Origin of the sequence: Salipiger sp. PrR007, from assembly GCF_010499845.1 — a bacterium.
GTDB lineage: Bacteria > Pseudomonadota > Alphaproteobacteria > Rhodobacterales > Rhodobacteraceae > Salipiger > Salipiger pacificus_A.
Map to the genome: position 1 here is coordinate 69,298 of NZ_JAAGOZ010000093.1, position 23,735 is coordinate 93,032.

Annotated in this window: 23 protein-coding genes; 6 read left to right on the forward strand and 17 right to left on the reverse strand. The window is 67.3% G+C overall.

Going from position 1 to position 23,735, the window contains the following annotated elements; translation table 11 throughout:
* Positions 1-57: 57 nt before the first annotated feature.
* Both G0Q01_RS24920 and G0Q01_RS24925 read right to left on the reverse strand, forming a co-directional pair.
* Positions 58-510, reverse strand: coding sequence for a phasin, PhaP (locus G0Q01_RS24920; RefSeq protein ID WP_164188883.1), 453 nt, complete (start codon positions 508-510; stop codon positions 58-60).
* A gap of 144 nt (positions 511-654) precedes the next feature.
* The gene (locus G0Q01_RS24925) at positions 655-2,451 is read right to left on the reverse strand and encodes an alpha/beta hydrolase (protein WP_164188885.1); all 1,797 of its coding nucleotides are present in this window, start codon (positions 2,449-2,451) and stop codon (positions 655-657) included.
* Between the two features lie 161 nt (positions 2,452-2,612).
* On the opposite strand from G0Q01_RS24925, the gene phaZ reads away from it, so the two are divergent.
* Entirely contained in the window at positions 2,613-3,878 is a 1,266-nt protein-coding gene (phaZ, locus tag G0Q01_RS24930) for a polyhydroxyalkanoate depolymerase (RefSeq protein WP_108966639.1), read from the forward strand.
* 114 nt (positions 3,879-3,992) lie between these two features.
* On the opposite strand, the gene G0Q01_RS24935 is transcribed toward phaZ, so the two are convergent.
* The 3 genes from G0Q01_RS24935 to G0Q01_RS24945 all read right to left on the reverse strand — a co-directional run bounded on the left by G0Q01_RS24935 (position 3,993) and on the right by G0Q01_RS24945 (position 6,139).
* The gene (locus tag G0Q01_RS24935; protein WP_164188889.1) at positions 3,993-4,532 is read right to left on the reverse strand and encodes an adenine phosphoribosyltransferase; all 540 of its coding nucleotides are present in this window, start codon (positions 4,530-4,532) and stop codon (positions 3,993-3,995) included.
* Positions 4,533-4,569: 37 nt separating this feature from the next.
* The gene (locus G0Q01_RS24940; RefSeq protein ID WP_164188891.1) at positions 4,570-5,193 is read right to left on the reverse strand and encodes a LysE family translocator; all 624 of its coding nucleotides are present in this window, start codon (positions 5,191-5,193) and stop codon (positions 4,570-4,572) included.
* Between the two features lie 73 nt (positions 5,194-5,266).
* Positions 5,267-6,139: an S-methyl-5'-thioadenosine phosphorylase gene (locus G0Q01_RS24945; protein ID WP_164188893.1), complete on the reverse strand. Its 873-nt coding sequence runs from the start codon at positions 6,137-6,139 to the stop codon at positions 5,267-5,269.
* A gap of 204 nt (positions 6,140-6,343) precedes the next feature.
* On the opposite strand from G0Q01_RS24945, the gene G0Q01_RS24950 reads away from it, so the two are divergent.
* Entirely contained in the window at positions 6,344-7,963 is a 1,620-nt protein-coding gene (locus G0Q01_RS24950; RefSeq protein ID WP_108966631.1) for a SulP family inorganic anion transporter, read from the forward strand.
* A gap of 93 nt (positions 7,964-8,056) precedes the next feature.
* On the opposite strand, the gene rpe is transcribed toward G0Q01_RS24950, so the two are convergent.
* The 9 genes from rpe to G0Q01_RS24995 form a co-directional block, all read right to left on the reverse strand.
* On the reverse strand, positions 8,057-8,752 hold the full coding sequence (gene rpe / locus G0Q01_RS24955; protein WP_108966630.1) for a ribulose-phosphate 3-epimerase: 696 nt from the start codon (positions 8,750-8,752) through the stop codon (positions 8,057-8,059).
* Between the two features lie 37 nt (positions 8,753-8,789).
* The gene (locus G0Q01_RS24960) at positions 8,790-9,725 is read right to left on the reverse strand and encodes a glyoxylate/hydroxypyruvate reductase A (RefSeq protein ID WP_164188895.1); all 936 of its coding nucleotides are present in this window, start codon (positions 9,723-9,725) and stop codon (positions 8,790-8,792) included.
* Between the two features lie 17 nt (positions 9,726-9,742).
* Positions 9,743-10,882, reverse strand: coding sequence for a rod shape-determining protein RodA (gene rodA, locus G0Q01_RS24965; protein WP_164188897.1), 1,140 nt, complete (start codon positions 10,880-10,882; stop codon positions 9,743-9,745).
* Entirely contained in the window at positions 10,879-12,798 is a 1,920-nt protein-coding gene (mrdA, locus tag G0Q01_RS24970) for a penicillin-binding protein 2 (RefSeq protein WP_164188899.1), read from the reverse strand. The genes rodA and mrdA overlap by 4 nt, the downstream gene beginning before the upstream one ends.
* Positions 12,795-13,337: a rod shape-determining protein MreD gene (locus tag G0Q01_RS24975; protein WP_164188901.1), complete on the reverse strand. Its 543-nt coding sequence runs from the start codon at positions 13,335-13,337 to the stop codon at positions 12,795-12,797. Before G0Q01_RS24975 ends, mrdA begins: the two co-directional genes overlap by 4 nt.
* On the reverse strand, positions 13,330-14,289 hold the full coding sequence (mreC, locus tag G0Q01_RS24980; RefSeq protein WP_164188903.1) for a rod shape-determining protein MreC: 960 nt from the start codon (positions 14,287-14,289) through the stop codon (positions 13,330-13,332). Before mreC ends, G0Q01_RS24975 begins: the two co-directional genes overlap by 8 nt.
* A 116-nt stretch (positions 14,290-14,405) precedes the next feature.
* The gene (locus G0Q01_RS24985) at positions 14,406-15,452 is read right to left on the reverse strand and encodes a rod shape-determining protein (protein WP_095882793.1); all 1,047 of its coding nucleotides are present in this window, start codon (positions 15,450-15,452) and stop codon (positions 14,406-14,408) included.
* Between the two features lie 307 nt (positions 15,453-15,759).
* Complete coding sequence (locus G0Q01_RS24990; RefSeq protein ID WP_108966619.1) at positions 15,760-16,209, reverse strand: YtoQ family protein; 450 nt, start codon at positions 16,207-16,209, stop codon at positions 15,760-15,762.
* Positions 16,210-16,292: 83 nt separating this feature from the next.
* Entirely contained in the window at positions 16,293-17,015 is a 723-nt protein-coding gene (locus G0Q01_RS24995; protein ID WP_203595172.1) for a hypothetical protein, read from the reverse strand.
* Positions 17,016-17,444: 429 nt separating this feature from the next.
* On the opposite strand from G0Q01_RS24995, the gene mscL reads away from it, so the two are divergent.
* The gene (mscL, locus tag G0Q01_RS25000; RefSeq protein ID WP_164188905.1) at positions 17,445-17,867 is read left to right on the forward strand and encodes a large conductance mechanosensitive channel protein MscL; all 423 of its coding nucleotides are present in this window, start codon (positions 17,445-17,447) and stop codon (positions 17,865-17,867) included.
* 114 nt (positions 17,868-17,981) lie between these two features.
* Positions 17,982-18,869 (forward strand): cation diffusion facilitator family transporter, encoded by an 888-nt coding sequence (locus G0Q01_RS25005; RefSeq protein WP_164188907.1) that lies wholly within the window; start codon positions 17,982-17,984, stop codon positions 18,867-18,869.
* A 126-nt stretch (positions 18,870-18,995) separates the two neighbouring features.
* Here the strand turns inward: G0Q01_RS25005 and ald are convergent, their stop codons facing one another.
* The gene (gene ald, locus G0Q01_RS25010) at positions 18,996-20,114 is read right to left on the reverse strand and encodes an alanine dehydrogenase (protein ID WP_164188909.1); all 1,119 of its coding nucleotides are present in this window, start codon (positions 20,112-20,114) and stop codon (positions 18,996-18,998) included.
* A 150-nt stretch (positions 20,115-20,264) separates the two neighbouring features.
* On the opposite strand from ald, the gene G0Q01_RS25015 reads away from it, so the two are divergent.
* Both G0Q01_RS25015 and G0Q01_RS25020 read left to right on the forward strand, forming a co-directional pair.
* Complete coding sequence (locus G0Q01_RS25015; protein WP_164188911.1) at positions 20,265-20,723, forward strand: Lrp/AsnC family transcriptional regulator; 459 nt, start codon at positions 20,265-20,267, stop codon at positions 20,721-20,723.
* Positions 20,724-20,919: 196 nt separating this feature from the next.
* Entirely contained in the window at positions 20,920-21,246 is a 327-nt protein-coding gene (locus tag G0Q01_RS25020; RefSeq protein WP_108966609.1) for a hypothetical protein, read from the forward strand.
* Between the two features lie 133 nt (positions 21,247-21,379).
* Here G0Q01_RS25020 and ccoS read toward each other — a convergent pair whose 3' ends face one another.
* Positions 21,380-21,541 carry a cbb3-type cytochrome oxidase assembly protein CcoS gene (gene ccoS / locus G0Q01_RS25025; RefSeq protein ID WP_095881226.1) on the reverse strand — a complete coding sequence of 54 codons (162 nt, stop codon included), beginning with the start codon at positions 21,539-21,541 and terminating at the stop codon, positions 21,380-21,382.
* On the reverse strand, positions 21,538-23,733 hold the full coding sequence (locus G0Q01_RS25030) for a heavy metal translocating P-type ATPase (protein ID WP_164188914.1): 2,196 nt from the start codon (positions 23,731-23,733) through the stop codon (positions 21,538-21,540). Before G0Q01_RS25030 ends, ccoS begins: the two co-directional genes overlap by 4 nt.
* Positions 23,734-23,735 lie beyond the last annotated feature (2 nt).

Consider the following 23,735-nt stretch of genomic DNA (forward strand, 5'->3'; position numbering starts at 1 on the left):
GAGGAGAGGAAAGGCGCAACAGCGGCTCGCCCCGGGGAGGCCGGGGCGAAATCCGTCTTATTTCGTGGCGGCCGTGGTGGTCTTCTTGGCAGCTGCCGTCATGTCGTCGGTGGCCTTCTTGACCGCCGCGGAGGCATCCTCGGAGAAGTCCTTGCCAGCGGCCATCATCAGCTCGACGGTGTCCATCTGCACCTTCTTCGCGATCTCTGCGAAGGCGGCCATGTTCTCGGCAGCGACCTCGGCCTGCGCCGATGCGAAATCGGTCATTGCCTTGGCATAGTCGGCCGGCTCTTTCTTGACCTTGGACATGTCGGAGAGTTTCGCCAGCGTTTCTTTGGTCCACTTGGCGGAGATCTCGGTGGACTTTCCGGCCGCTTCGAGCGCAACCGCCGAGAGTTTCTCGTTCAGCGTTGCAGAAGTCTTGAAGGCTTCGTCCATGGCCTTGGTGTCCACGGGGAACGCGCCCATCATGTCCTTCATCATGGCGGTGAAGTCTTGAGTCTTAGCCATCCTTAAATTCCCGTATTCAGCCTGGCGGGCCCACCCCGCGCTTTGTCTATCGGCTACACACAATATGAATGCTGCAGTGCAGCATTTCAAGGTTTTTTGCCGCAGCGCAGCAAAAATCGTGCAACGTCCTGAATTGACGCAAGGTTAAGCGGCCTTTACCCGCACGTATTCGCCGGGCGCGGGGCAGAGCGCGGGATGCGCCGAATCGCCAGGGGCGCGCGCGGGGACCAGTTTGCCCGAGCGTTTGCGCAGCCAGGCCTCCCAGACCGGCCACCACGATTGCTTTTCGTGGAAGGCCGCGCCGGCCTGCCAATCCTCGGCCGAGAGCTTGAGGTCGGGGTTCAGGTAGTGGCCGTACTTGTTCTTGCTCGGCGGGTTCACGATGCCGGCGATGTGGCCAGATTCCGACAGCACGAAGGTCTTCGACCGCGAGCCCATCTTCTGTACGCCGCGATAGCAGTCCTTCCAGGCGGCGATGTGGTCGCCCTCGGCGGCGATCGACATCAGGGGGACGTCCACGTCGGTGATGTCGAGCCTGTGCCCCAGGATTTCGAAGTCGCCGCGAGAGAAGAGGTTCTGCTGGCAGAGCCCGCGCAGGTACTGGACCGTCATCTTGCCCGGCAGGTTCGCGCCGTCGCCGTTCCAGTAGAGCAGGTCGAACGCCGGGGGCGTCTCGCCCATCATGTAGCTGCGGATCGCCGGCGTGTAGATCAGGTCCGTCGAGCGCAGGAACGAGAAGGTGCGCGACATGATGAAGCTCTTCAGGATGCCGCTGGCGTTGATCTCGGCCTCGATCCCATCGACAAAATCGTCTTGCAGGAAGGGGGTGAACTCGCCCTGATCGGAAAAATCGGTGAGCGTGGTAAAGAAAGTCGCCGACTTCACCGAGGTGTCGCCCCGCTGCTTGAGCAGGGCAAGGGTGAGCGCGAGCGTCGTGCCGGCGATGCAGTAACCCACCGCGTTCACCTGCGCGACACCGCAAATATCCCGGACCTGCTGGATCGCGGTCAAGAAGCCGTCCTCGATGTATTCCTCGAGGCCGACGTCGCTGTAGCTCTCGTCGGCATTGACCCAGCTCACCACGAAGAGCGTGTATCCTTGGTCAACGATGTACCTGATCAGGCTGTTCTGCGGCTTGAGATCGAGGATGTAGTACTTGTTGATCCACGGTGGGAAGAGCACGATCGGGGTCTCGCGCACCTTCTCGGTGGTGGGCTTGTACTGGATCAGCTCCATCATGCGGTTGCGGTAGACCACCTCGCCCTCGGCGGTGGCGATGTTCTCGCCGAGCTTGAAGGCGTTCTCGTCGGCGAGACGCACCACCAACTCGCCGTTGTTGGCCTCGAGGTCGGCGACGAGGTTCTCCATCCCCTTCACCAAGCTTTCGCCCTCGGTCTCGAGCGCCTTTTGCAGCGCGTCGGGGTTGGTGGCGAAGAAGTTGGTCGGCGCCATCATGTCGACGATCTGCCGGGCGAAGTAGCGCAGGCGCTTCTTTTCCTTGGGATCGAGATCGTCGATCTCGTCGATCGACCGGTGGATCGCATCGGCGGAGATCAGGTACTGCTGCTTGATGAAGTTGAAATAGGGGTGATTGTCCCACAGCGGGTTCGCGAACCGCTTGTCTCGGGGGCCGGTATCCTCGGGCGGCGTCAGTTGGCCACCGGCCAGGGCCGCCTGCGCCTCGAGGTAATGGCTGAGCGCCTTGCCCCAGTAGGACACCTGCTGCTCGTAGACCTTGGCCGGATTTTGCATCCACTCCATCCAGTAGGCCTGCGCGGCCTTGCCGTAGAGCAACGGATCCGGGCCATTTAACGCGGGATTGATCGGCTTACGTCGCGAAATTGCTTCCATAAGGCGTTGAGAAAGGGCTTCGATCTTCTCAATGTTTGCTTCGAGTCTTGCGCGGTCAGACGTGACGTCCGTGCCCGGAGTAGTTGTCATAAGGTCGAATCCCCTCTACTTTCGGCATGTTGCAGAATAACGGCGGCAGAGCGGGGGGCAAAGCGGCGAATTGGTCCGGGGACCGGATCGGCGGTGATTGCGTGACGGGAGGTGCGCAAGGCCGGACGCTGTGAGCGACCGCATCTCAGGAGACACGCATCATGCGTCAAATGGCGACCTACGATCTGATGGAAACCTTCCGGAACACCAACCAGTGGCTCGGGGCCACCGCGCGGACCATGGCTTCCTATCCGGCCTTCGCGGCAATCCCCAATCCGATGATCGGCTTGATGGCCGCCTGGGGCGAGGTGACCGAGCGCACCTTCGAGCGCATGGTGGTCAAGCCCGACTGGGGCATCCGCACGGTGACCTGCAACGATGGCCGCGACCACGTCGTCGAACCGACCACCGTGGTCGAAAAGGCGTTTGGCGACCTGGTGCATTTCGAAGTGGTCGGTCGTCCGACCAAGGAGCGAAAGGTGCTGCTGGTCGCGCCCATGTCCGGCCACTACGCGACGCTGCTGCGCTCCACGGCCGTCTCGCTGCTGCCCGATTGCGAGCTCTACGTCACGGATTGGAAAAACGCCCGCGACATCCCGGTCTCGGAGGGCAAGTTCGATATCGAGGACTACACCCTCTACCTGATGGACTTCATGCGCGCGCTTGGGCCGGACACCAATGTCATCGCGGTCTGCCAGCCGGCGCCGCTGACGCTGGCGGCCACCGCCTATCTCGCCGAACTCGAGCCCGCCGCGCAGCCGCGCACGATGACGCTGATCGGCGGGCCGATCGACCCCAATGCCACCCCTACCGACGTCACCGATTTTGGCCACCGCGTGACCATGGGCCAGCTCGAAGAGACGATGATTCAGCGCGTCGGGTACAAGTACGCGGGCGTCGGAAGGGCGGTCTACCCGGGGCTGCTGCAGCTGGCCTCCTTCATGTCGATGAACGCCGAGCGTCACTCCAAGGCGTTCTCCGAGCAGATCCTCCGCGTCACCCGTGGAGAGGCCTCGGATTACGACGCGCACAACCGCTTCTACGACGAGTATCTCGCGGTGATGGACATGACCGCCGAGTTCTATCTCTCGACCGTCGAGCGGATTTTCAAGAACGGTGAGATTGCCTCGAACAATTTCATCGTGGACGGGCACAAGGTCGACATCGGCAAGATCACTGACGTGGCGGTGATGACCGTCGAGGGCGCCAACGATGACATCTCGGCCCCGGGCCAATGTGTCGCCGCGCTCGACCTCTGCACCGGCCTGCCGGACAGCAAGAAGGGCCGGCACCTCGAGCCGGGAGCGGGCCATTACGGCATCTTTGCCGGGCGCAGCTGGCGCAGCAACATCCGGCCGCTGGTGCTCGACTTCATCGACCGCAACTCGAACGCGCCCCGCAAGGCAGCCAACAGCAACGCCGCCTGAGTTCTGCGGGAAGGGGGGCGCTGTCCGCTCTGGCCTAACGGCCGGGTTTTCCTACGGCGTACTAGCAAAGAGAATAAGCGCGGCGGGCCGAGAGGCACCGCCGCGTCTTATTGGTCAGAGGCCTTCGTAGGCGCAGAGCGCGTGGACCTTGCCACCGAGCGCTTCGAGCCGCTTGCGGCCGCCGAGGTCTGGCAGGTCGACGATGAAGGCGGCGCCGACCACGGTGCCGCCAAGCCGCTCGACGAGCGCCACCGCCGCCTCGGCGGTGCCGCCCGTGGCGATGAGATCATCCACCAGCAGCACCTGCTCGCCGGGCGCGATGGCGTGCTCCGAGAGCTCCACCACCGCCTCGCCGTATTCCAGCGCGTAGCTCTGCGCGATCACCGGCGGCGGCAGCTTGCCCTCTTTGCGCAGCGCCGCGAAGCCTGCCGAGAGCTGGTGCGCCACCGCGCCGCCGAGCAGGAAGCCGCGCGCCTCGGGTCCGATCACCTTGTCGATCTTCTGGCCGGTGAAGGGCAGGGTGAGCTGGTCCACCGCCAGACGGAACCCCTGCGGGTCGGCGCAGAGCGGCGTCACGTCGCGGAACAGGATCCCTGCATGCGGGTAGTCGGGGATCGTGCGGATGTAATCGGGAATGGACTTGGGAGGCTTCATCGGAAGGATCCTGTGACAGATGCCGCGCGCGGCAGGGTCAGGCGGCGCGGCGCAGCGTGGCGGTGAGGGCGCCCATGGCGATCAGCGCCGCGCCTCCGGCGCGGGTGAGCCAGGCGAGCACCGAGGGGCGGCCGATCAGCCGGCGCAGCCGGTCGGCGGCCAGCGCATAGGCCAGCACGTTGAGCGCCGCAAGGGTGACGAAGGTGGCCACCAGCAGCGCGAATTGCGGCAGGAGCGGCGCCGAGGCGTCGACGAACTGCGGCACGAAGGCGATGAAGAAGGCGATGCTCTTGGGGTTGAGCGCGGTCACCGCCGCGGCATGACCGAAGACACCGCGCGCGCTCACCGCGTCGCGGGGCACCGCCAGCCCGGCACCGGGGGCCGAGCGCAGCAGTTTCACCCCCATCCAGACCAGGTAGAGCGCGCCGATCCACTTCAGCACGGTAAAGGCGGTGGCCGAGGCCAGCACCAACGCACCAAGCCCGGCGAGCGACAGGCTCATGGCCGTGAAATCGCCGAGCGCAACGCCCGCCGCCGAGGCCAGCGCCACCGAGCGGCCCTTGGAGAGCGCGTAGGACAGCACCAGCAGCACCGTCGGGCCCGGGATCAGCAACAGCGCGACAGAGGCGGCGACGAAGGTCAGCCAGAGATCGAGGGGCATGGCGGTGTCCTGTCCTGTTCGGCGGGCAGTCTGGCGCGGCGGCGCGCGCGGGGCAATGGCGGAATGAGTACTTTCAGAGCAGCCGGCCAGCCACGGCATCCAGCCTTGCCAGCACCTCGGGATCGCGCGCCGCGGGGGCGGTGATGAGCGCATGTTCGAGCGCCCGGTCACAACCATGCGGGCAGGGCGCGCGGCTCGCCCCAAGCAGCGCCGGCAGGCGCGAGACCAGCGCGCGGGCCTTCTCGGCATTGCCCTGCAGCACCTTGAGAATGTCCGAGACCTCGACCGCGCCGTGATCCTCGTGCCAGCAGTCGTAGTCGGTGACCATGGCGACCGAGGCGTAGCAGAGCTCGGCCTCGCGGGCGAGCTTGGCCTCTGGCATGTTGGTCATGCCGATGACGTCGGCGCCCCATTGTTCGCGGTAGAGGCGCGATTCCGCGAGGGTCGAGAACTGCGGGCCTTCCATGGCGAGATAGGTACCGCCGTCATGCACCGTGATCCCCGCATCGCGCGCCGCGGCGAGCGCATGAGCGCCGAGCCTCGGACAGGTGGGACGGGCGAGCGAGACATGCGCGACACAGCCGGTGCCGAAAAAGCTCTTCTCGCGCGCGAAGGTGCGGTCGATGAACTGGTCGACGACGACGAAGTCGCCCGGCGCCATCTCCTCGCGGAACGAGCCACAGGCCGAGACCGAAACAACGTCGGTCACTCCGAGCCGCTTCAGCGCGTCGATATTGGCACGGTAGGGCACGCTCGAGGGCGACAGCCGGTGGCCGCGGCCATGGCGCGGCAGGAAGGCCATCTCGACCCCTTCCAGCGTGCCGGTGAGGATCTGGTCCGAGGGCGCTCCCCAGGGCGTGTCCACCGTCACCCAGGCGCGGTCCTCCAGCGTGTCGAGGTCATAGACCCCGGATCCGCCGATCACCCCAATCATCGTCTTTGCCATGCGCGGTCTCCTTTTGCGCGCAGCCTGCCCCGCGGCGTCGGCGAAGGAAAGGGGCGGGATCTGCCGCCCCGCGGCCCCTCCGAATGCCGGATTTGCACCATTCGTGGCGGATCTGCCGAAATTCGGCGCCTCCGGGTAGCGCCCGCAGCCTCTGTGCCTTATGGGCAGGGGCGCGCGCAAACAGACCGATTGGAACAGCTCCCCATGGCCAAAGCCCTCCTGGCGCGATACGCCAGCCGTATTCAGAAACCCGACCTGAGCCTCTCGCCGACGGCGCGGCTCACTCCCGCACAGATCCGCACCGACATCCTGTCGGGCCTGACCGTGGCGCTGGCCCTGGTGCCCGAGGCCGTGGCCTTTGCCTTCGTGGCGGGGGTGCATCCGCTGGTCGGGCTCTATGCCGCCTTCCTCGTCGGGCTGATCACCGCGCTGATCGGCGGCCGGCCGGGGATGATCTCGGGCGCCACCGGCGCGCTCGCCGTGGTCATGGTGGCGCTGGTCGCGGACCATGGCGTCGAATACCTCTTCGCCACGGTGGTGCTGATGGGTCTGCTGCAGATCTTTGCAGGCGTCATGCACTGGGGCAAGTTCATCCGGCTGGTGCCGCACCCGGTGATGCTGGGCTTCGTCAACGGCCTGGCGATCGTGATCTTCATGGCGCAGCTCACGCAGTTCAAGGTGCCGGGTACAGCGGTGCCGGGGGTGACGCCCGGTGAGTGGCTCGCGGGTCCGCAGCTTGCGATGATGCTGGGGCTGGTGGTGCTGACCATGGCGATCATCTGGCTGCTGCCGAAGGTGACCAAGGTTATCCCGGCGCCGCTGGCGGGCATCGCGGTGACCGCCGCCATCGTCATCGCCTTCGGGCTCGACGTGCCGCGGGTCGGCGACATGGCCTCGATCGAGGGCAGCTTCCCGCCGTTCCACCTGCCGATGGTGCCGCTCAACCTCGAGACGCTGCAGATCATCCTGCCCTATGCGGTGATCCTCGCCGCCATCGGCCTGATCGAAAGCCTGCTGACCCTCAACCTCGTCGGCGAGATGACCGGCCAGCGCGGCGGCGCCAGCCAGGAATGCATCGCCCAGGGGACCGCCAACGTGGTCACCGGCTTCTTCGGCGGCATGGGCGGCTGCGCGATGATCGGCCAGTCGATGATCAACGTGAAGTCGGGCGGACGCACCCGCATCGCCGGCATCGTCGCGGCGCTCTTCCTGCTGTCCTTCATCCTCTTCGCCTCGCAGCTGATCGAACTCATCCCGCTCGCGGCGCTGGTCGGGGTGATGTTCATGGTGGTGATCGGTACCTTCGCCTGGAACAGCCTGCGTATCCTCGCCAAGGTGCCGCTGACGGACGCCTTCGTCATCGTGCTGGTGACCGTGGTGACGGTGTTCGAGGATCTCGCGGTGGCGGTGGTCGTCGGTGTGATCGTCTCGGCACTGGCCTATGCCTGGAACAACGCGCGCCGCATCCACGCCAAGAGCTACACGACGCCCGAGGGCGCCAAGGTCTACCAGATCCAGGGTCCGCTCTTCTTTGGCTCGTCCGACGGCTTCGCCGAGCTCTTCGACATCGAGGGCGACCCGAAGGCGGTGATCGTCGATTTCGCCGACAGCCGGGTGGTCGACCAATCGGCGCTGCAGGCGATCGAGGCGGTGGCCGGCAAGTACGAGGCCGCGGGCAAGCGGCTTCAGCTGCGCCACCTGTCGCGCGACTGCCACCGGTTGCTGACCAAGGCCGGGCACCTGGTCATCGACAGCGACGACGACCCCGATTACGCGCTGGCTGCGGATTACCACGTGCGCACGGGCATTCTCGGCGGGCATTGAGCCGCATCCGACAGGAATGAAAAAAGGCGCCGCGAGAAATCGCGGCGCCTTTCTTCATTGCAGGAGGGGTCTCCGCTCCCGAGGCGCGGAGGCTCAGCCCTCGAGGCTGGCGCGGATGGCGCGGATGTTCTCGCCGTAGGGCGCCGGGTTCTCGACCGAGCCGCCGCGGAAGACGGCGGATCCCGCCACCAGCACGTCGGCGCCGGCCTCGACCACCAGCGGCGCGGTCGAGGGGTCGACGCCGCCGTCGATCTCGATGTGGATCTCGCGATCGCCGATCATCTCGCGCAGCTTCTTCACCTGCGCCACCTGGCTGTGGATGAACTTCTGGCCGCCGAAGCCGGGGTTCACGGTCATCAGGCAAACGAGGTCGCACATGTCGAGAAGCGGTGCCGCCGCCTCGACCGGGGTGCCGGGGTTCAGAGCGAGCCCGGCCTTGGCACCCGAGGCGCGGATCGCCTGCAGGGTGCGATGGGTGTGGGCGCCGGCCTCGAGGTGCGCCGTGATGATATCGGCGCCTGCCTCGGCGAAGGCCTCGATGTAGGGATCGACCGGCGCGATCATCAGGTGCACGTCCATGACGGTCGAGATGTGCGGGCGGATCGCCTTCACCAGCGGCGGACCGAAGGTGAGGTTCGGCACGAAGTGGCCATCCATGACGTCGACGTGGATCCAGTCCGCGCCCTGTGCCTCGACGGCACGGATCTCGGCGCCGAAATTGGCGAAATCGGCGGAGAGGATCGAGGGGGCGATCTTCACGTTGCGGTCGAAGGTCTCGGGCAGGGGCATGGCGGCAGCATCTCCAGTTAAGATGCGCCGCGCCTTATCAGTATCCCGCGCCCCGGTCCACAAGATGCAGCAGCGGCTCGCCCGTGACGCCGCGCCGCAGGTTCTCGGCAATCACCCGCGAAGCCGAGTCGGCCCGGGTTTCGGCGGCGATATGGGGAGTGACCGTCACCTTGGGATGCGCCCAGAACGGATGGTCCTGCGGCAGCGGCTCGACCCGGAAAACGTCGAGTGTGGCATGGCCGACCTGTCCGGCGTCGAGTGCCGCCAGCAACGCGTCGTCGTCGATCAGCGGGCCGCGCCCGGGGTTGATGATCGCGGCACCGGGTGCCAGCAGGGTGAACTGCTCGGCGCCGAGCGTGTTCTCGGTCTGCGGGGTGAAGGGCAGCAGCAGCACGACGATCTCGGCGCTGGCGAGCGCTTCGGCCAGCCCCTCGGCGCCCGACAGGCAGCGGATACCCTCGATCTCCCGCGGGGTGCGGCTCCAGCCGGTCACCGGGAAGCCGATCTGCGCAAGTTGCCGGGCGCAGGCGCTGCCCAGCATGCCGAGGCCGAGCACGGTGACCGGGCGCTCGCGCGCCAGCGGCGGCGCCTTGTTCAGCCAGACATGGTCGGGATTCACGATATGCGCATCCATCCCGAGGTGATGGCGCAGCGCGTGGCCGGTGACATATTCGACCATGCCCTGGGTGAGCCCCTCGTCGTCCACCATGCGGGTAAGCGGCACGGCAAGCTTGTCGTTGCCCACGATCTTCTCGACCCCGGCCCAGAGGCTCAGCACCGCCTTGAGCTTGGGAAAACCGGTGAAGTCGGTCAGGCCCGAGCTCGGCGCATAGACGATGTACTCGACCTCGGCCGCAGGAATGTCACGGGAGAGGTGGTAGTCGATCCCGGTGGCGTCCAACGCCTCGGTAAGCGGCGCGCGGTATTCGTCCCAGCTGTCCTGCGGGGCGGCGAAGAGGATCGTCGTGGTCATGGAAGTCCTTGCGAAGTCTAGCGTGGCCTGTGGATGTGCGCACTCTGCACGAGACCGAAGGCGATCATCAACACCAGCATGGCCGAGCCGCCGTAGCTGACCATCGGCAGCGGCACGCCGACCACGGGCGCAAGGCCCATGACCATCGACATGTTGACCGCGAAGTAGAGGAAGAAGGTCAGCCCGATGCCCAGCGTTAGCAGCGAGGAGAACCGGTCGCGGTTGCGCAGCGCTGCGAAGATGCAGAACAGCAGGATCAGCACGTAGAGCGTCAGCAGCGACATGCCGCCGACGAAGCCGAACTCCTCGGCCAGCGTGTTGAAGATGAAGTCTGTGTGCTTCTCGGGCAGGAAGTTGAGCCGCGACTGGGTGCCCTGCATGAACCCGCGCCCGGTCCAGCCGCCCGAGCCCATGGCGATCTTGGCCTGGGTGATGTGATAGCCCGCGCCGAGCGGATCGGTGGATGGGTCGAGGAAGGTGTCGATGCGGCGGAACTGGTAGTCCTTCAGCAGCTGCCAGTCGGTGCCGCGCGACTCGAATACGGTAAAGACCGTGCCCACCCCGGCGGCGATCACCACGGCAAAATAGGCCCAGTGCACCCCGGCGAGGAACATGATCAGCCCGCCGCCGATCATCAGCAGCAGCGCCGTGCCGAGGTCGGGCTGGATCAGCGTCAGCCCGGTCGGCAGCAGGATCAGCAGGATCGGCATCAGCACCCAGAGCGGGCGCGACGTCTTCCTCAGCGGCAGCCAGTCGTAATAGGCGGCCAGCACCATCACCAGCGCGATCTTCATCAGCTCCGACGGCTGCAGCCGCATGAAGCCGATGTCGATCCAGCGTTGCGCGCCCATGCCGACGGTGCCGAAGAGCTCCACGGCGATCAGCAGCCCGAGCGCGCCGAGGTAGGCCAGAACCGACAGGTTCCGCCAGAGCCAGATCGGCACCATGGCGGTGACGAACATCGCCGCCAGCCCGAGGCCGAAGCGCTTCATCTGCGGCTCGGCCCAGACGTCAAGTCGTCCGCCAGCCACCGAGTAGAGCATCAGGAAGCCGACGCTGGCCACGGCGGTCAGCAGGATCACCAGCGGCCAGTTGATGTAGAGCACCTTGCGCCAGCCCGTGGGCGTGGTCTTGACGGTGTATTCGAGATAGCTCACGCGCGCCCCCGTGCCTGTTCGGCGCGCTCGCGGCGCTCGCGGTCGAGCCGCTCCTGCAGCTCCTTGATCTTGTCGTGGTCCGACGAAGGGTAGGCGTCGAGCGGGGGCGTGCCGCCGTAGAGCGCCTGCAGCGCCACGTCGCGCACGATGGGGGCCGCGGCCGAGGAGCCGCCGCCGCCGTGCTCGACGACCACCGAAACCGCGATGCGCGGCGCGTTCACCGGGCCGAAGCCGACGAAGAGCGCATGGTCGCGCTCGACCCAAGGAACCTCGTCGTTGCTGACCACCCGGTTGCGGACCTGCGCCGTGCCCGACTTGCCGGCAAGCTCGTAGCCTTCGGCGACAACGCGTGAACGGTAGCCCGTGCCGCGCGTGGTATTCATCACCGACGACATGCCCTTGCGCACCCAGCGCAGGTGGTTGGGATTGATGTCGAGCGCCTGCCCGCCGACAAGCTCGGTCTCGACCCCGTCGATGGTCTTGACGAGCCGCGGGTGTACCTCGCGGCCGGTGGCGATCCGGGCGGTCATGATCGCGAGCTGCAGGGGCGAGGTCAGGACGAAGCCCTGACCGATCGAGGCGTTCACCGTGTCGCCGATCAGCCAGCCCTTGCCCCGCTCGCGCTGCTTCCACTCCTTGTTGGGCATGATGCCGGAGGTTGTCGCCGACATCGGCACGTCCGGCGCGGTGCCGAGCCCGAGCCGCCGACCGACATCCGCGATGCGGTCGATGCCGACCTTCATCGCCACGTCGTAGAAGAACACGTCGCAGCTCTGCTGCAGCGCCTGCTCCAGCGTCACGTGCCCGTGGCCGGAGCGCTTCCAGCAGTGGAATCGGCGCGAGCCGACCTCCAGGTGGCCGGGGCACCAGACGGTGTCGTCGGGCGAGAGGACCCCTGCCTCGAGCGCGGCGAGCGCGGTGACCATCTTGAAGGTCGAGCCCGGCGGATAGGCATCCTGCACGGTCTTCGAGGCGAGCGGGCGGTGATCGTTGTCGCGCAGGATCGAATAGTCGGCGACCGAGATGCCGCGCACGAACTTGTTGGGATCGAAAGAGGGAGCCGAAGCGATGGCCAGCAGGTCGCCCTTTTCCACGTCCATGATCACGCAGGAGGCGGATTCATGGCCCAGCCGCGCCTGCACGTAGTCCTGCAGATCGCTGTCGATGGTCACCTGGATGTCGGCGCCGTTGTCGCCCTCGCGCCGGTCGAGCTCGCGCATGACCCGGCCCACGGCGTTGACCTCGACGCGTTTGGCCCCCGCCTTGCCGCGCAGCTCTTCCTCGTATTTGGCCTCGACTCCGACCTTGCCGATCTGGAAGCGCGGGATGCGCAGCACCGGCTCGGGGTCCTCGTAGCGGGCGAGGTCGCGCTCGGACACCGGGCCGACGTAGCCCACCACATGCGCGAAGTTGCCGTGCTGCGGGTAAAAGCGCGACAGGCCGACCTCGGGGGTGACGCCAGGAAGGGCAGGGGCGTTGACCGCGACGCGGCTGATCGACTCCCAGCTCACCCGGTCGGCGATGGTGATCGGCAGGAAGGGGGCAGAGCGGCGCATCTCGGCCAGCGCGCGGTTGAGCTCGTCCTCGTCCAGCTCGACCAGCGCCGAGAGCTTGGCGATCACATCCTCGACGTCCCCGGCGTCTTCGCGGACGATGGTGATGCGGTAGGTCGGGGTGTTCTCGGCGATGACCTTGCCCTTGCGGTCGAAGATGCGCCCGCGACTCGGCGGGATCAGCCGCATGTTGATGCGGTTTTCCTCGGCCAGCAGGCGGAACTCGTCCGCCTGATCGACCTGCATGTGGTGCATGCGCAGCCCCAGCATCCCGGCAAAGCCCAGCTGCGCGCCGCCCAGCAGCAGGGCGCGGCGCGATATGCGGCGCCAGCTGTCGGAGCTTTCCTTGGGGGTGCGTCTCACATCGGTCTCCCGGCATGGTCGAAATCGCCCGGCGCCATCCGGCGCACGCCGAACAGGCCCTGCGACAGCAGAACCACCAGAGGGTAGCAGATCACGGTGGTGGCGTATCGCATGAGCGCAAGGAAAGAGGTTCCCTCGGGCACGATCAAGAGCCCCAGCGCCAGCCGGAACAGGATCGTGATCACCGCCAGCACCACGGCGACGGTGATCCATTCCATCAAGAAGGTCTGCTCGCGCCGCGGCCCGTCGCGGTTCTTCAGCGACTCGGTGGCCATCAGCACCAGCACCGCCCAGAGCCCTGGCGGGCGTTGGAACAGCAGGTCGGCCAGCAGCATGACTCCCGCCACCAGCAGCGCGGGCACGTAGTCGGGCCGGCGCAGCGCCCAGGCAAAGCACAGGGCGGTCAGCACGTCCGGTCCCGCATAGGCGGCGGGCATCAGGTCGAGCGGCAGCAGGTGGATGAAGATGAGCGCGAAGGTCAGGGCGACGAAAATGGCGCGCATCATCCAGACCTTGGCCGGGCGGCTGCTCTCAGCCATTGCCGGCCTCCGGCCCCGATCCGGGCTCCGCGTCGCTGAGCGGTGGCACCGTCGGATCGGTCACCGCCTCGGGCTGCGGTGCCTCGGGCGGGGTTTCGGGCAGGATCAGCCCCGACGGGGCGCTGACCCGCCGCGCGCCGTGGTCGCGCAGCACGCGCAGGAACTCCAGCCGCTCGTAATCGGCGGCAAGGCGCACGCGCAGCCGCCCGCCCGGATCCTGCACCACCTGGCCAATCAGCAGCCCCGGCGGGAAAACCTCCCCGTCGCCCGAGGTGACAATGCGGTCGCCGGGCTTCACGAGGTCGGGGTTCTCGAGGAAATCGATCGGCGGGTTGGCCGAATTGTCGCCGACCACCATGGCCCGCTGGCCCGAGGGCTGGATCGTCGCCGGGATGCGACTGCTGGCGTCGGTCAGCAGGATCACCCGCGCCGTGTTGTTCCCGACCCCCGAGATGCGCCCGACTAGACCGATGCCGTCCATCGTGGCCCAGCCGTCGACGATGCCGTCGCGGCTGCCGACGTTGATCAGCACCGACTGGCGAAAGGGCGAGCCGCTGTCGGCCAGCACCACGCCGGTGATATAGGTCAGCCGCGGATCGAGCTGCACGTTGTTGAGATCGCGCAGCTTGGCGTTCTCCTGCTCGAGCTGCAGCGCGGCCTCCTTCCAGGCGGTCATCCGGCGCAGCTCGCGGCGCAGCTCCTGGTTCTGCTCGTGGATGCGCTGGTAGGACTGGAAGTCGCGCAGGATCTTCACCGCGCCGGTGACCGGCGCCATCGCCCAGTCGAACCCGGGCATGATGGTGTCGATCACCTGTGCGCGGAATCGCTCGACGCGCGGGCTGTCGATGCGCCAGAGGATGAACAGCCCGGTGAGACACAGGATCAACACCGCCAGAAGCAGGCGCTTCAGCGGGGCGGAATAGTCTTCGCTGTTGGTGCCGTGTTTCGCCATCGGATCTCTGCGGGTGGCCTCTGCGTCACGTGTGCCTCAGGGGCGGTGCAGGGCGGGTGCGGCCTCGGCAGCACCCGCCCCGGACTATGCCGCAGCCGGGACGATCCCGAAAGGGATCAGCTGTCGTAGTCGATCGCGTGCTGCAGCTGCTTTTCGTATTCCAGCGCCTTGCCGGTGCCGAGCGCCACGCAGTTGAGGCTTTCCTCGGCGATCGACACCGCAAGCCCGGTCTGCTCGCGCAGCGCCAGATCGAGATCGCCCAGCAGAGCGCCGCCGCCGGTCAGCATGACGCCGCGGTCGACGATGTCGGCCGCCAGATCCGGCGGGGTCGCCTCGAGCGCGGACATCACCGCCTCGCAGATCGCCTGCACCGGCTCGGACAGCGCCTCGGCCACCTGGGCCTGGCTGATCTCGGTTTCCTTCGGCACGCCGTTCAGCAGGTCGCGGCCGCGGATCTGCATCGAGCTGCCGCGCCCGTCGTCGGGCATGCGCGCGGTGCCGATCGACGTCTTGATGCGCTCGGCCGTGGCTTCACCCACCAGCAGGTTCTGCTGGCGGCGCAGGTAGTTGACGATGGCCTCGTCCATGCGGTCACCGCCGACGCGGATCGAGCGCGCATAGACGATGTCGCCCAGCGAGAGCACGGCCACCTCGGTGGTGCCGCCGCCGATGTCGACGACCATGTTGCCGGTCGGATCGGTGATCGGCATGCCAGCGCCGATGGCCGCGGCGATCGGCTCTGCGATGAGCCCCGCCTTGCGCGCGCCGGCGCTCAGCACCGATTGACGGATCGCCCGCTTTTCCACCGGCGTCGCGCCATGCGGCACGCAGACGATGATCTTCGGCTTCGAGAAGGTCGAGCGCTTGTGCACCTTGCGGATGAAGTGCTTGATCATCTCCTCGGCGGTGTCGAAATCGGCGATGACGCCCTCGCGCATCGGCCGGATGGCTTCGATCGAGCCGGGGGTGCGCCCCAGCATGAGCTTCGCATCCTCGCCGACGGCCAGCACCTTCTTGACGCCGTCCTTGACGTGATAGGCCACAACCGACGGTTCGGACAGAATGATTCCGCGACCTTTCACGTAGACCAGCGTGTTCGCCGTGCCGAGGTCAATGGCCATGTCCGCCGAGAAGGCGCCCATGAGTCTGTCCAGTCCAAACATTAAGTGTCCCGCCCCAGAAATACGCGTTTTGGCCCTCGACTCCCCTCGAGCGAAGGCTCGGGTGTTATAGGGTCGGACGGCGCGGCAAAAAAGCCCCCACCCTGCGCAAATGCGCGTGAAATCGCGTGTGGGGTCTTGCTGCCGCACATCCGCCGGTCGGCAGCGCCCCGACTCGGCGCTGAAGCACGTCGCACATCTCTCGGCATTTGCTTGCGAAAGGGGCGCGACGGAACGTCGCGGCCGCCGCATCGGGCCGCAGGGCGGGGTGGGCCGCGTCGTGGCGTCACCCGGCGGCGATGATAGCCTGTTATTCGGGCAGGGCGCCGGTCAGAACGTAACGCAGCGTGGCCACCACCTCCTCGGGCTCGCGCGTGACCGCCAGCGCCGCGGCATCGACCTCCTTCAGCGCATGGTCATGCTCGGGGCGCTGCAGGATGATCAGCGACTTGCCGAGCGCGGCGGCATAGCCCGCGTCGAAGGCGGCATTCCACTGCTTGTACTGCTCGCCGAAGCGCACGACGACGACGTCGGCATCGGCGATCGCCTTGCGGGTGCGGATGGCGTTCATCTTGGCGCCCTTGTGGTCGTGCCAGAACTTGCTCTGTTCGGCGCCGAGGATGGCCACGCCGCAATCATCACTGGCCGCGTGGTCGGTCACCGGGGCGCTGAAGGTCACATCAAGCCCCTGCGCCCCCGCGATGATACGCTCGCGCCAGTCGGTGTGAATCTCTCCCGAGAGATAGACGTTCAGTCCCATGCGGTGTCCCTTCCGTGTCCTTGCGTACCGGGCAACCTATGCACTGACCGGCGCAAGACAACCGCAAAGGCGGGGAAGAGGGCTCAGAACTCGTGCCGGTAGGAGACGCCGAGCTTCTGCTCTTCGCCGAAATCATTGTCGATGTAGGAGCCGAAGAGCGCCACCGTGTCGGCCTCGGACAGGTGATAGGACAGCCCGCCGCCCAGCGAGATACCGTTGAAGTCGTCGGACCCGCGCGTGTAGATGCCGCCGGTCATGAAGGTGAGCTTCTCTGTGAACGGCCGGATCGCGAACAGTCCGGCATAGCCGCTGTTGTTGCTGACCTCGACGTCGAAGGTCTCGTGCAACTCCACGCTCGTGACTGCCACGGTGCCCTCGCTGTAGGTATAGCCGAAGGGGGTGAAGAGCTGCCACCGCCCGGTCTTGAGCCCCATGGCCGTCAGCGGGATGAAGCCCCCGAGCGAATAACGGGTCTGCTCCGAGCCATTGTCGAACTCGTTCTTGCCGGCCGAGAAGGTCAGGATGCCGAAGGAGAAGAGGTAGGATGCCCCGAGCGACCATTGCCCGCTCTCCGAGACCCGCGCGTTGACCTTGGTCACCGGGCCGAAGGCCAGCGAGCCGGAGACGGAGAACTCGTCCGAATAGGACACGCCGGCCTTGGTGGCGATCTTGGTGGGGTCCTCTGGGTTCTTCTCCTCCTGCGCGGCGGCAGGGGTGGAGGTCAGAAGCGCGATCAGGGCGGTGCCGGCGCAGAGCCGCGCAAAGCGGGGGTCCGTGAGGAATGGTCGGGAAACGGGTCTGGCCACGAGATTGCCCCTTGTGAAATGCCGACGGGAAGAATGATCGGTTGGAACGCCTGTCATGCGCGACGCCGGGAAATGCCTGCGGTCATACTAAGGCGGGAAAGCCAAACAACAAGCACCAGTTAAGGTGGAGCGAGACGGCGCGCGGTGTGGTTCTGGTTGCCCTGGGCCGCCGTGACCTGCGCGCCGTGCAGCGGCCAGCGCGCCCCGATCCATGGCGGCCAATGCTGCGGCGACGAAACCGCGCCGCGCGGAGAGGGCGACGTCCGGGCGCACCGGGCCCAACGCACAAAAAGTGAGGGATCTCTGCATCCTGTCCGCCGCCCGCGCGGAATGTCCCCGGGTTTTCCGTGGCGTCATCGCGGCAAACGTGCCACCTCTGGACCCGGAAACGACAGTCACACCCGCGCAGCGGGCAGGGAACCCAGAGACATGATTCAGGAATTCAAGGACTTCATCGCCAAGGGCAACGTCATGGACATGGCGGTGGGCATCATCGTCGGCGCCGCCTTCACCGCCATCGTCACCTCGCTCGTGGGCGACATCATCAACCCGATCATCGCTCTTTTCACCGGCGGCATCGACTTCTCGGGCTGGTTCTACGCGCTCGACGGGGGCGACTACGCCTCGCTGCAGGCGGCCAAGGACGCCGGGGCGCCGGTCTTCGCCATCGGCAGTTTCATCATGGCGGTGATCAACTTCTTCATCATCGCCTTCGTGGTTTTCATGCTGGTCAAGATGGTCAACAGGATCCGTTCTGCGGCGGAAAAGCCCGACGAGGTGGCCCCCGAGGTGAAGACCGGCCCCTCCCAACTCGATATCCTGATCGAGATTCGCGACGCGCTGAAGAAGTGATCCGTCTTGCGCATTCTGCAGTCCCGCCATGCAGGCCCGGATCCCGATACGGGTTCCGGGTTGCGAGCCAAAGACGACATCGCTAAGTCGCCCGGACCCCTCCGGAGAGCCAGCATGACCCGCAGCGTGAAGATCGCCCTCGGCAGCGTATTCGTCGGCATTCTCGTGCTGACGATCAAGACCTTTGCCTGGTGGCTGACCGGCTCGGTCGCTCTGATGTCGGACGCCCTGGAGAGCATCGTCAACGTCGCCACGGCGCTGGCGGCGCTTCTGGCGATTCACATCGCCTCGCAGCCGGCGGATGCAGACCACCCCTTTGGCCACCACAAGGCCGAGTATTTCAGCGCCGTGCTCGAGGGCGTGCTGATCGTCGTCGCCGCGGTGCTGATCCTGCGCGAGGCCTGGGGGGCCTGGCAGCAGCCCGAGGCGATCCAGCAGGTCGGGCTCGGCCTTGCCATCAACCTCGCGGCAGGGGCGATCAACGCGCTCTGGTGCTACGTGCTGCTGCGCGAGGGGCGCAAGCTGAACTCGCCGGCCCTGGTGGCGGACGGCAAGCACCTTCTGACCGACGTCTTCTCCTCGGCCGGGGTGGCCGTGGGGGTCGGCGCGGCGGTGCTGACCGGTTGGCTCTGGCTCGACGCCGCTCTGGCGGCGCTGGTGGCGGTCAACATCCTCTGGTCCGGCTGGCAGGTGATCCGCGGCTCGGTCGGCGGGCTGATGGACGCGGCGGTGCCCGAGGCGGAACTGGCGGACATGCGCGCGGTGATCTCGGCCAATGCCGAGGGCGCGGTCGAGGCGCATGACCTGCGCTCGCGCCGGGCCGGGCAGGCGGTCTTTCTCGAGTTCCACCTCGTGGTGCCGGGCGAGATGTCCGTCGATGCGGCGCATGAGATCTGCGACCGCATCGAGCACGCGCTTCAGGAGAAGATCGACGGCTGCCGCGTGACCATCCACGTCGAGCCGGAGCACAAGGCAAAGCACTCGGGCATCGTGGTGCTCTGAAACCCGGGCCGCAGGGGGCATTACCCCCGACCTGCCTGCGCTTGGACTCCCCGCGTATTTGAAAAGAGAAAAAAGGGCGGGCGCTTCTGGCGGCCCGCCCTTTCGTTTCTCGCGATGTCGTGCCGATCAGGCGGCGAGAGCCTTCTCGATGCTCTCCAGCGGCAGGTTCAGCGCGCGGGCCACGGCAGCGTTTGTGATCTGCCCGTCGTGCACGTTGAGCCCGGCCTGCAGGTGCGGGTCCTCGGCGCAGGCGACGCGCCACCCCTTGTCGGCGAGCGCCAGCATGAAGGGCAGGGTGGCATTGCCGAGCGCCAGCGTCGAGCTGCGCGGCACCGCGCCCGGCATGTTGGCGACGCAATAGTGCTGAATGCCGTCAACCGTGTAGACCGGGTCCTGGTGGGTGGTGGCCTTCGAGGTCTCGAAGCAGCCGCCCTGGTCGATCGCCACATCCACCAGCACCGCACCGGGCTTCATGGTCCCGAGCTGCGCGCGGCTGACCAGCTTGGGCGCGGCGGCACCGGGGATCAGCACCGCGCCGATCACCATGTCGGCCTCGGCCAGCAGCTCGGCCACGGCGCCCTCGGTCGAGTAGCGGTTCTTGAAGAGGCTACCGAAGGTCTCGTCGAGCTGGCGCAGGCGCGGCAGCGACCGGTCGAGCACGGTGACATCCGCGCCCATGCCTGCGGCGATGCGGGCCGCATGGGTGCCGACGACGCCGCCGCCCAGCACCACCACATTGGCCGGCCCGACGCCGGGCACGCCGCCCATCAGCACGCCGCGCCCGCCATTCGCCTTCTGCAGCGACCAGGCGCCCATCTGCGGCGCGAGGCGCCCCGCGACCTCGGACATCGGCGCCAGCAGCGGCAGCCCGCCACGCGCATCGGTCACTGTCTCGTAGGCGATGCAGGTGGCGCCGGACTCGAGCAGATCCTGCGTCTGCTCGGGGTCGGGAGCGAGGTGGAGGTAGGTGAACAGCAGCTGGCCGCGCGTGAGCTGCTTGCGCTCGCCTGCCTGCGGCTCCTTCACCTTGACGATCATCTCGGCCTCGGCCCAGATTTCCTCGGCTGTGGTCGCGATGCGGACACCCGCCGAAGTGTAATCCTCGTCGGAGAAACCGGCGCCGAGACCCGCGCCCTGCTGCACGATCACCTCGTGACCATGGGCCACCGCCTCGCGCGCGGCGTTGGGCGTAAGACCGACGCGATATTCCTGCGGTTTGATCTCTGTCGGGCACCCGATTTTCATGATAGCTCCTCCTCCTGGCCCCTCCGGGCATCTCTTGATGCTTTCAGGATGCGCCCGCGCGCGTGCAATTTCCTTGCTGAAGTGTCCCGTCCAAAGCGCTATTGGGGGGAGAATCTTCGACCACACCGCCAAGTTTTCGAAAGACTACGCATGCAACTCGACGATACCGACCGGCGCATCCTGCGCGCGCTGCAGAAGCAGGGCCGCATGTCCAACGCGGAGCTGTCGGAAAAGGTGAACCTCTCGGCCTCGGCCTGCCACCGGCGGGTGCAGCGGCTGGAGGCCGAGGGCTACGTGAAGGACTACGTGGCGCTGCTCGACGCCCGCAAGCTGGGGCTCGCGAGCACGGTGTTTGTCGAGATTCGCCTCAGCGCCCAGGCCGACGAGGTTCTGGATGCCTTCGAGAAGGCGGTGGCGCGGGTGCCGGCGGTGCTGGAATGCCACCTGATGGCGGGCACGGCGGATTACATCCTCAAGGTCGTGGCCGAGGACACCGAGGATTTCGCCCGCATCCACCGCCAGTATCTCACCCGCCTGCCGGGCGTGGCGCAGATGCAGTCGAGCTTCGCCCTGCGCACCGTGTTCAAGACCACCGCCCTGCCGCTCTGAACAGCCTGCACCGCATTCCGACTTGCCGCGCCATGCCGCGCACCCCCTCGGGCAACACAAATGCGCCGACGACCATGATCGCCGAGAAGGCGGCCGAGATGATCCTGCAATGCTCCTCTGCGGTTGCGTCGGAACCGTGCTATGCTCGGCGGTGTTCGAGACTCAAGACTTTGCCCGAAGCATTTGGAGACAGCCGATGAACGCCATTACGCCGATCGCCGCCGCGGTCCTTTCGCTCAGCCTTGCCGCCCCGGCGCTTGCCGGGGATTTCACGGTCTACGAGGGTGTGCCCGCCGACCGCAGCAAGGACGCAGGTCGCTACTTCTCGCAGCTCGACCTCGACCGCAACGGTGTGCTGACCTGGTCCGAGCTGGTGGCCGCCTACGGGGATTCGGCCTTCGACGCGATCATGGCTTTTGATGGCAACGCCGACCGCATGGTCACCCGCAACGAGATGCGCGCCTATGACGATCTCGGCACCGGCGGGCCGGCCGGGCTGCTGCACGAGAGAGTGCGCGGCTGACCGGGGCGCGGAGGGGGCTTTGCCCCCTCGGTGCTGCTTTCCTCACCCCGGGGATGGTTCCCCTTAGAAGAAAACCGCGCGGCGTCTTCCAGGCTCGAGCCTGTGCGCCGTAGGCGGGCCTGCCCGGGGGCGCTCAATCCTGCTTGGGGTGGTCGTCGTACTTGCCCGACAGGATCCGCTGCGCGTCGCCCTCGGGATCTTCGTACTGGCGGCTCTTCACCGTGAAGACGAAGAAGCCGAGTCCGAGCCCCCCGAGGATCAGCGAGATCGGGATGAGGTAGGCGAGGATATTCATTTTGTTGCCTTGAGACGCAGCGCGTTCAGCGAGACGGTGATCGACGAGGCCGACATGGCCAGCGCCGCAATGAGCGGCGAGCAGAGCCCGGCTACGGCCAGCGGCACGGCGATGACGTTGTACCAGGTGGCGATGGCGAAGTTCTGGCGGATGCGTTGCGTGGCGCTTGCGGCCACCGACAATGCTCCGGGGATCGGCGCCAGCGAGCGGCCCAGCAGCACGATGTCCGAGGCCACCCGCGCCGCGTCGAGCGCCGACGCCGGCGAGATCGAGACATGCGCGCCCGCCAGCGCCGCCGTGTCGTTGAGCCCGTCGCCGACCATCAGCACCCGTCTGCCTGCGTCCGAGAGCGCCCTTACCCGCGCCGCCTTGTCCTGCGGCAGCGCCTCGGCGACCCACTGCGGGATCTGCAGCCGCGTCGCCAGCGCTTCGACCGCGGCGGTGCTGTCACCGGAGAGCAGGATCACGCGCTTGCCCATGTCCTTGAGTGCGGCGACTGTTTCCTCGGCGCCGTCCCTCAGGCTGTCCTCGAAGGTGAAGACCTGCGCCGGGCCTTGTCCGACCCGCAGCCATGCAGCGGTGGCGGCGCTCTGTCCGCCGCCGGTCCAGGCGGCCCGGCCGAGCCGCACGGGCTCTGCGCGCCAGAGGGCCTCGGTGCCATGGCCGGGCACCTCCTTGAGCCCGGTGACCTCGGCGGGGCTGATCCCGGCGGCGCGCAGCGCGGCGGTCAGCGACACCGAGAGAGGGTGGGCCGAGCCCTCGGCGAGGGCGAGGGCGATCTCGAGGTCGTGCCGGGTGAAGTCGTCGCGATTGGTCAGAGCCGGCGTGCCCGCGGTCAGCGTGCCGGTCTTGTCGAAGACCACCGTGTCGATCTCGGCCAGCCGCTCGAGCGCGGTGCCGTCCTTGATCAGAAGCCCCTGCTTGAAAAGCTTGCCCGAGGCGGCTGTGGTCACCGCGGGCACGGCGAGCCCGAGCGCGCAGGGGCAGGTGATGATCAGCACTGCGGCGGCGATATTGAGCGCGACGCGGAAATCGCCGGACCAGAGCAGCCAGCCGAGGAAGGCCAGCGCGGCGAGGATGTGTACCCCCGGCGCGTAAAGCTTGGCGGCCTTGTCGGCGAGCGGCGTGTAGTTCTCGCGGCCCGACTCGGCCACGGCCACCAGATCGGCCATGCGGTGCAGCGAGGTGTCGCGGCCCACCGCCGTGGCGCGGATCACCAACGGGCCGGTGAGGTTCACCTCGCCGGCGCTCACCGTCTGGCCGGGGGCGGCGTAGACGGGCAGGGTCTCGCCGGTCAGCAGCGAGCGGTCGAGCTCTGACTGGCCCTCGCAGATCTCGCCGTCGACCGGCATCCGCCCGCCGGGGCGCACGCGGACCAGATCGCCGACGCGCAGCTCGGCGGCGGGGACCTGTTCCTCGCCCGCCTCGGTGAGACGCCAGGCGCGGGGCACCTCGAGCGCCGAAAGCTCCTCGGCGGCGGAGCGGGCGATGGCGCGGGTGCGGTGGTCGAGGTAGCGCCCGGTGAGCAGGAAGAAGGTCAGCGCGATGGCGGCGTCGAAATAGGCGTGCTCGCCCGAGAGCATCGTCTCCCAAAGCGAGGTGACGATGGCCAGCAGGATCGCCAGAGAGATCGGCACGTCCATATTGAGATGCCCGGCGCGCAGCGCGGACCAGGCGTTGCGAAAGAAGGGCTGCGCCGAGAAGGCGACAGTGGGCAGCACGATGGCCGCCGAGATCCAGTGGAACAGGTCGCGCGTCGGCCCCTCGGCGCCGGACCAGACCGCGACCGACAGCAGCATGACGTTCATCGCGGCAAAGCCCGCCACGGCGAGGCGCATCAGCAGATCGCGCCCGGCCGTGTCGGTGGCGGTGGCCGCAAGCGTGCCGGCGTCGAGCTCGTGAGCCTCGTATCCCGCCGCTTCGACGACGGGGATCAGCGCTTCAGCGGTCATTTGCGGGTCGGCCTCGATGCGCACGCGCTTCTGGCTGAGGTTGACCCGGGCGCTGCGCACGCCGGGCACCTTTTCCAGCGCGCTTTCCACGGCGGTCATGCAGGCGGCGCAATGGATGGTCGGCAGCGACAGGGCCAGCCGGGCCTCGGAGGGCTGCGCGCGCTCGGCCAACGCCTCGGCGGCGGGGGCGGCGACGCAGGCCGGGCAGGCAGAGGCGGGCGGTCGCAGGGTGGCGGTCATGA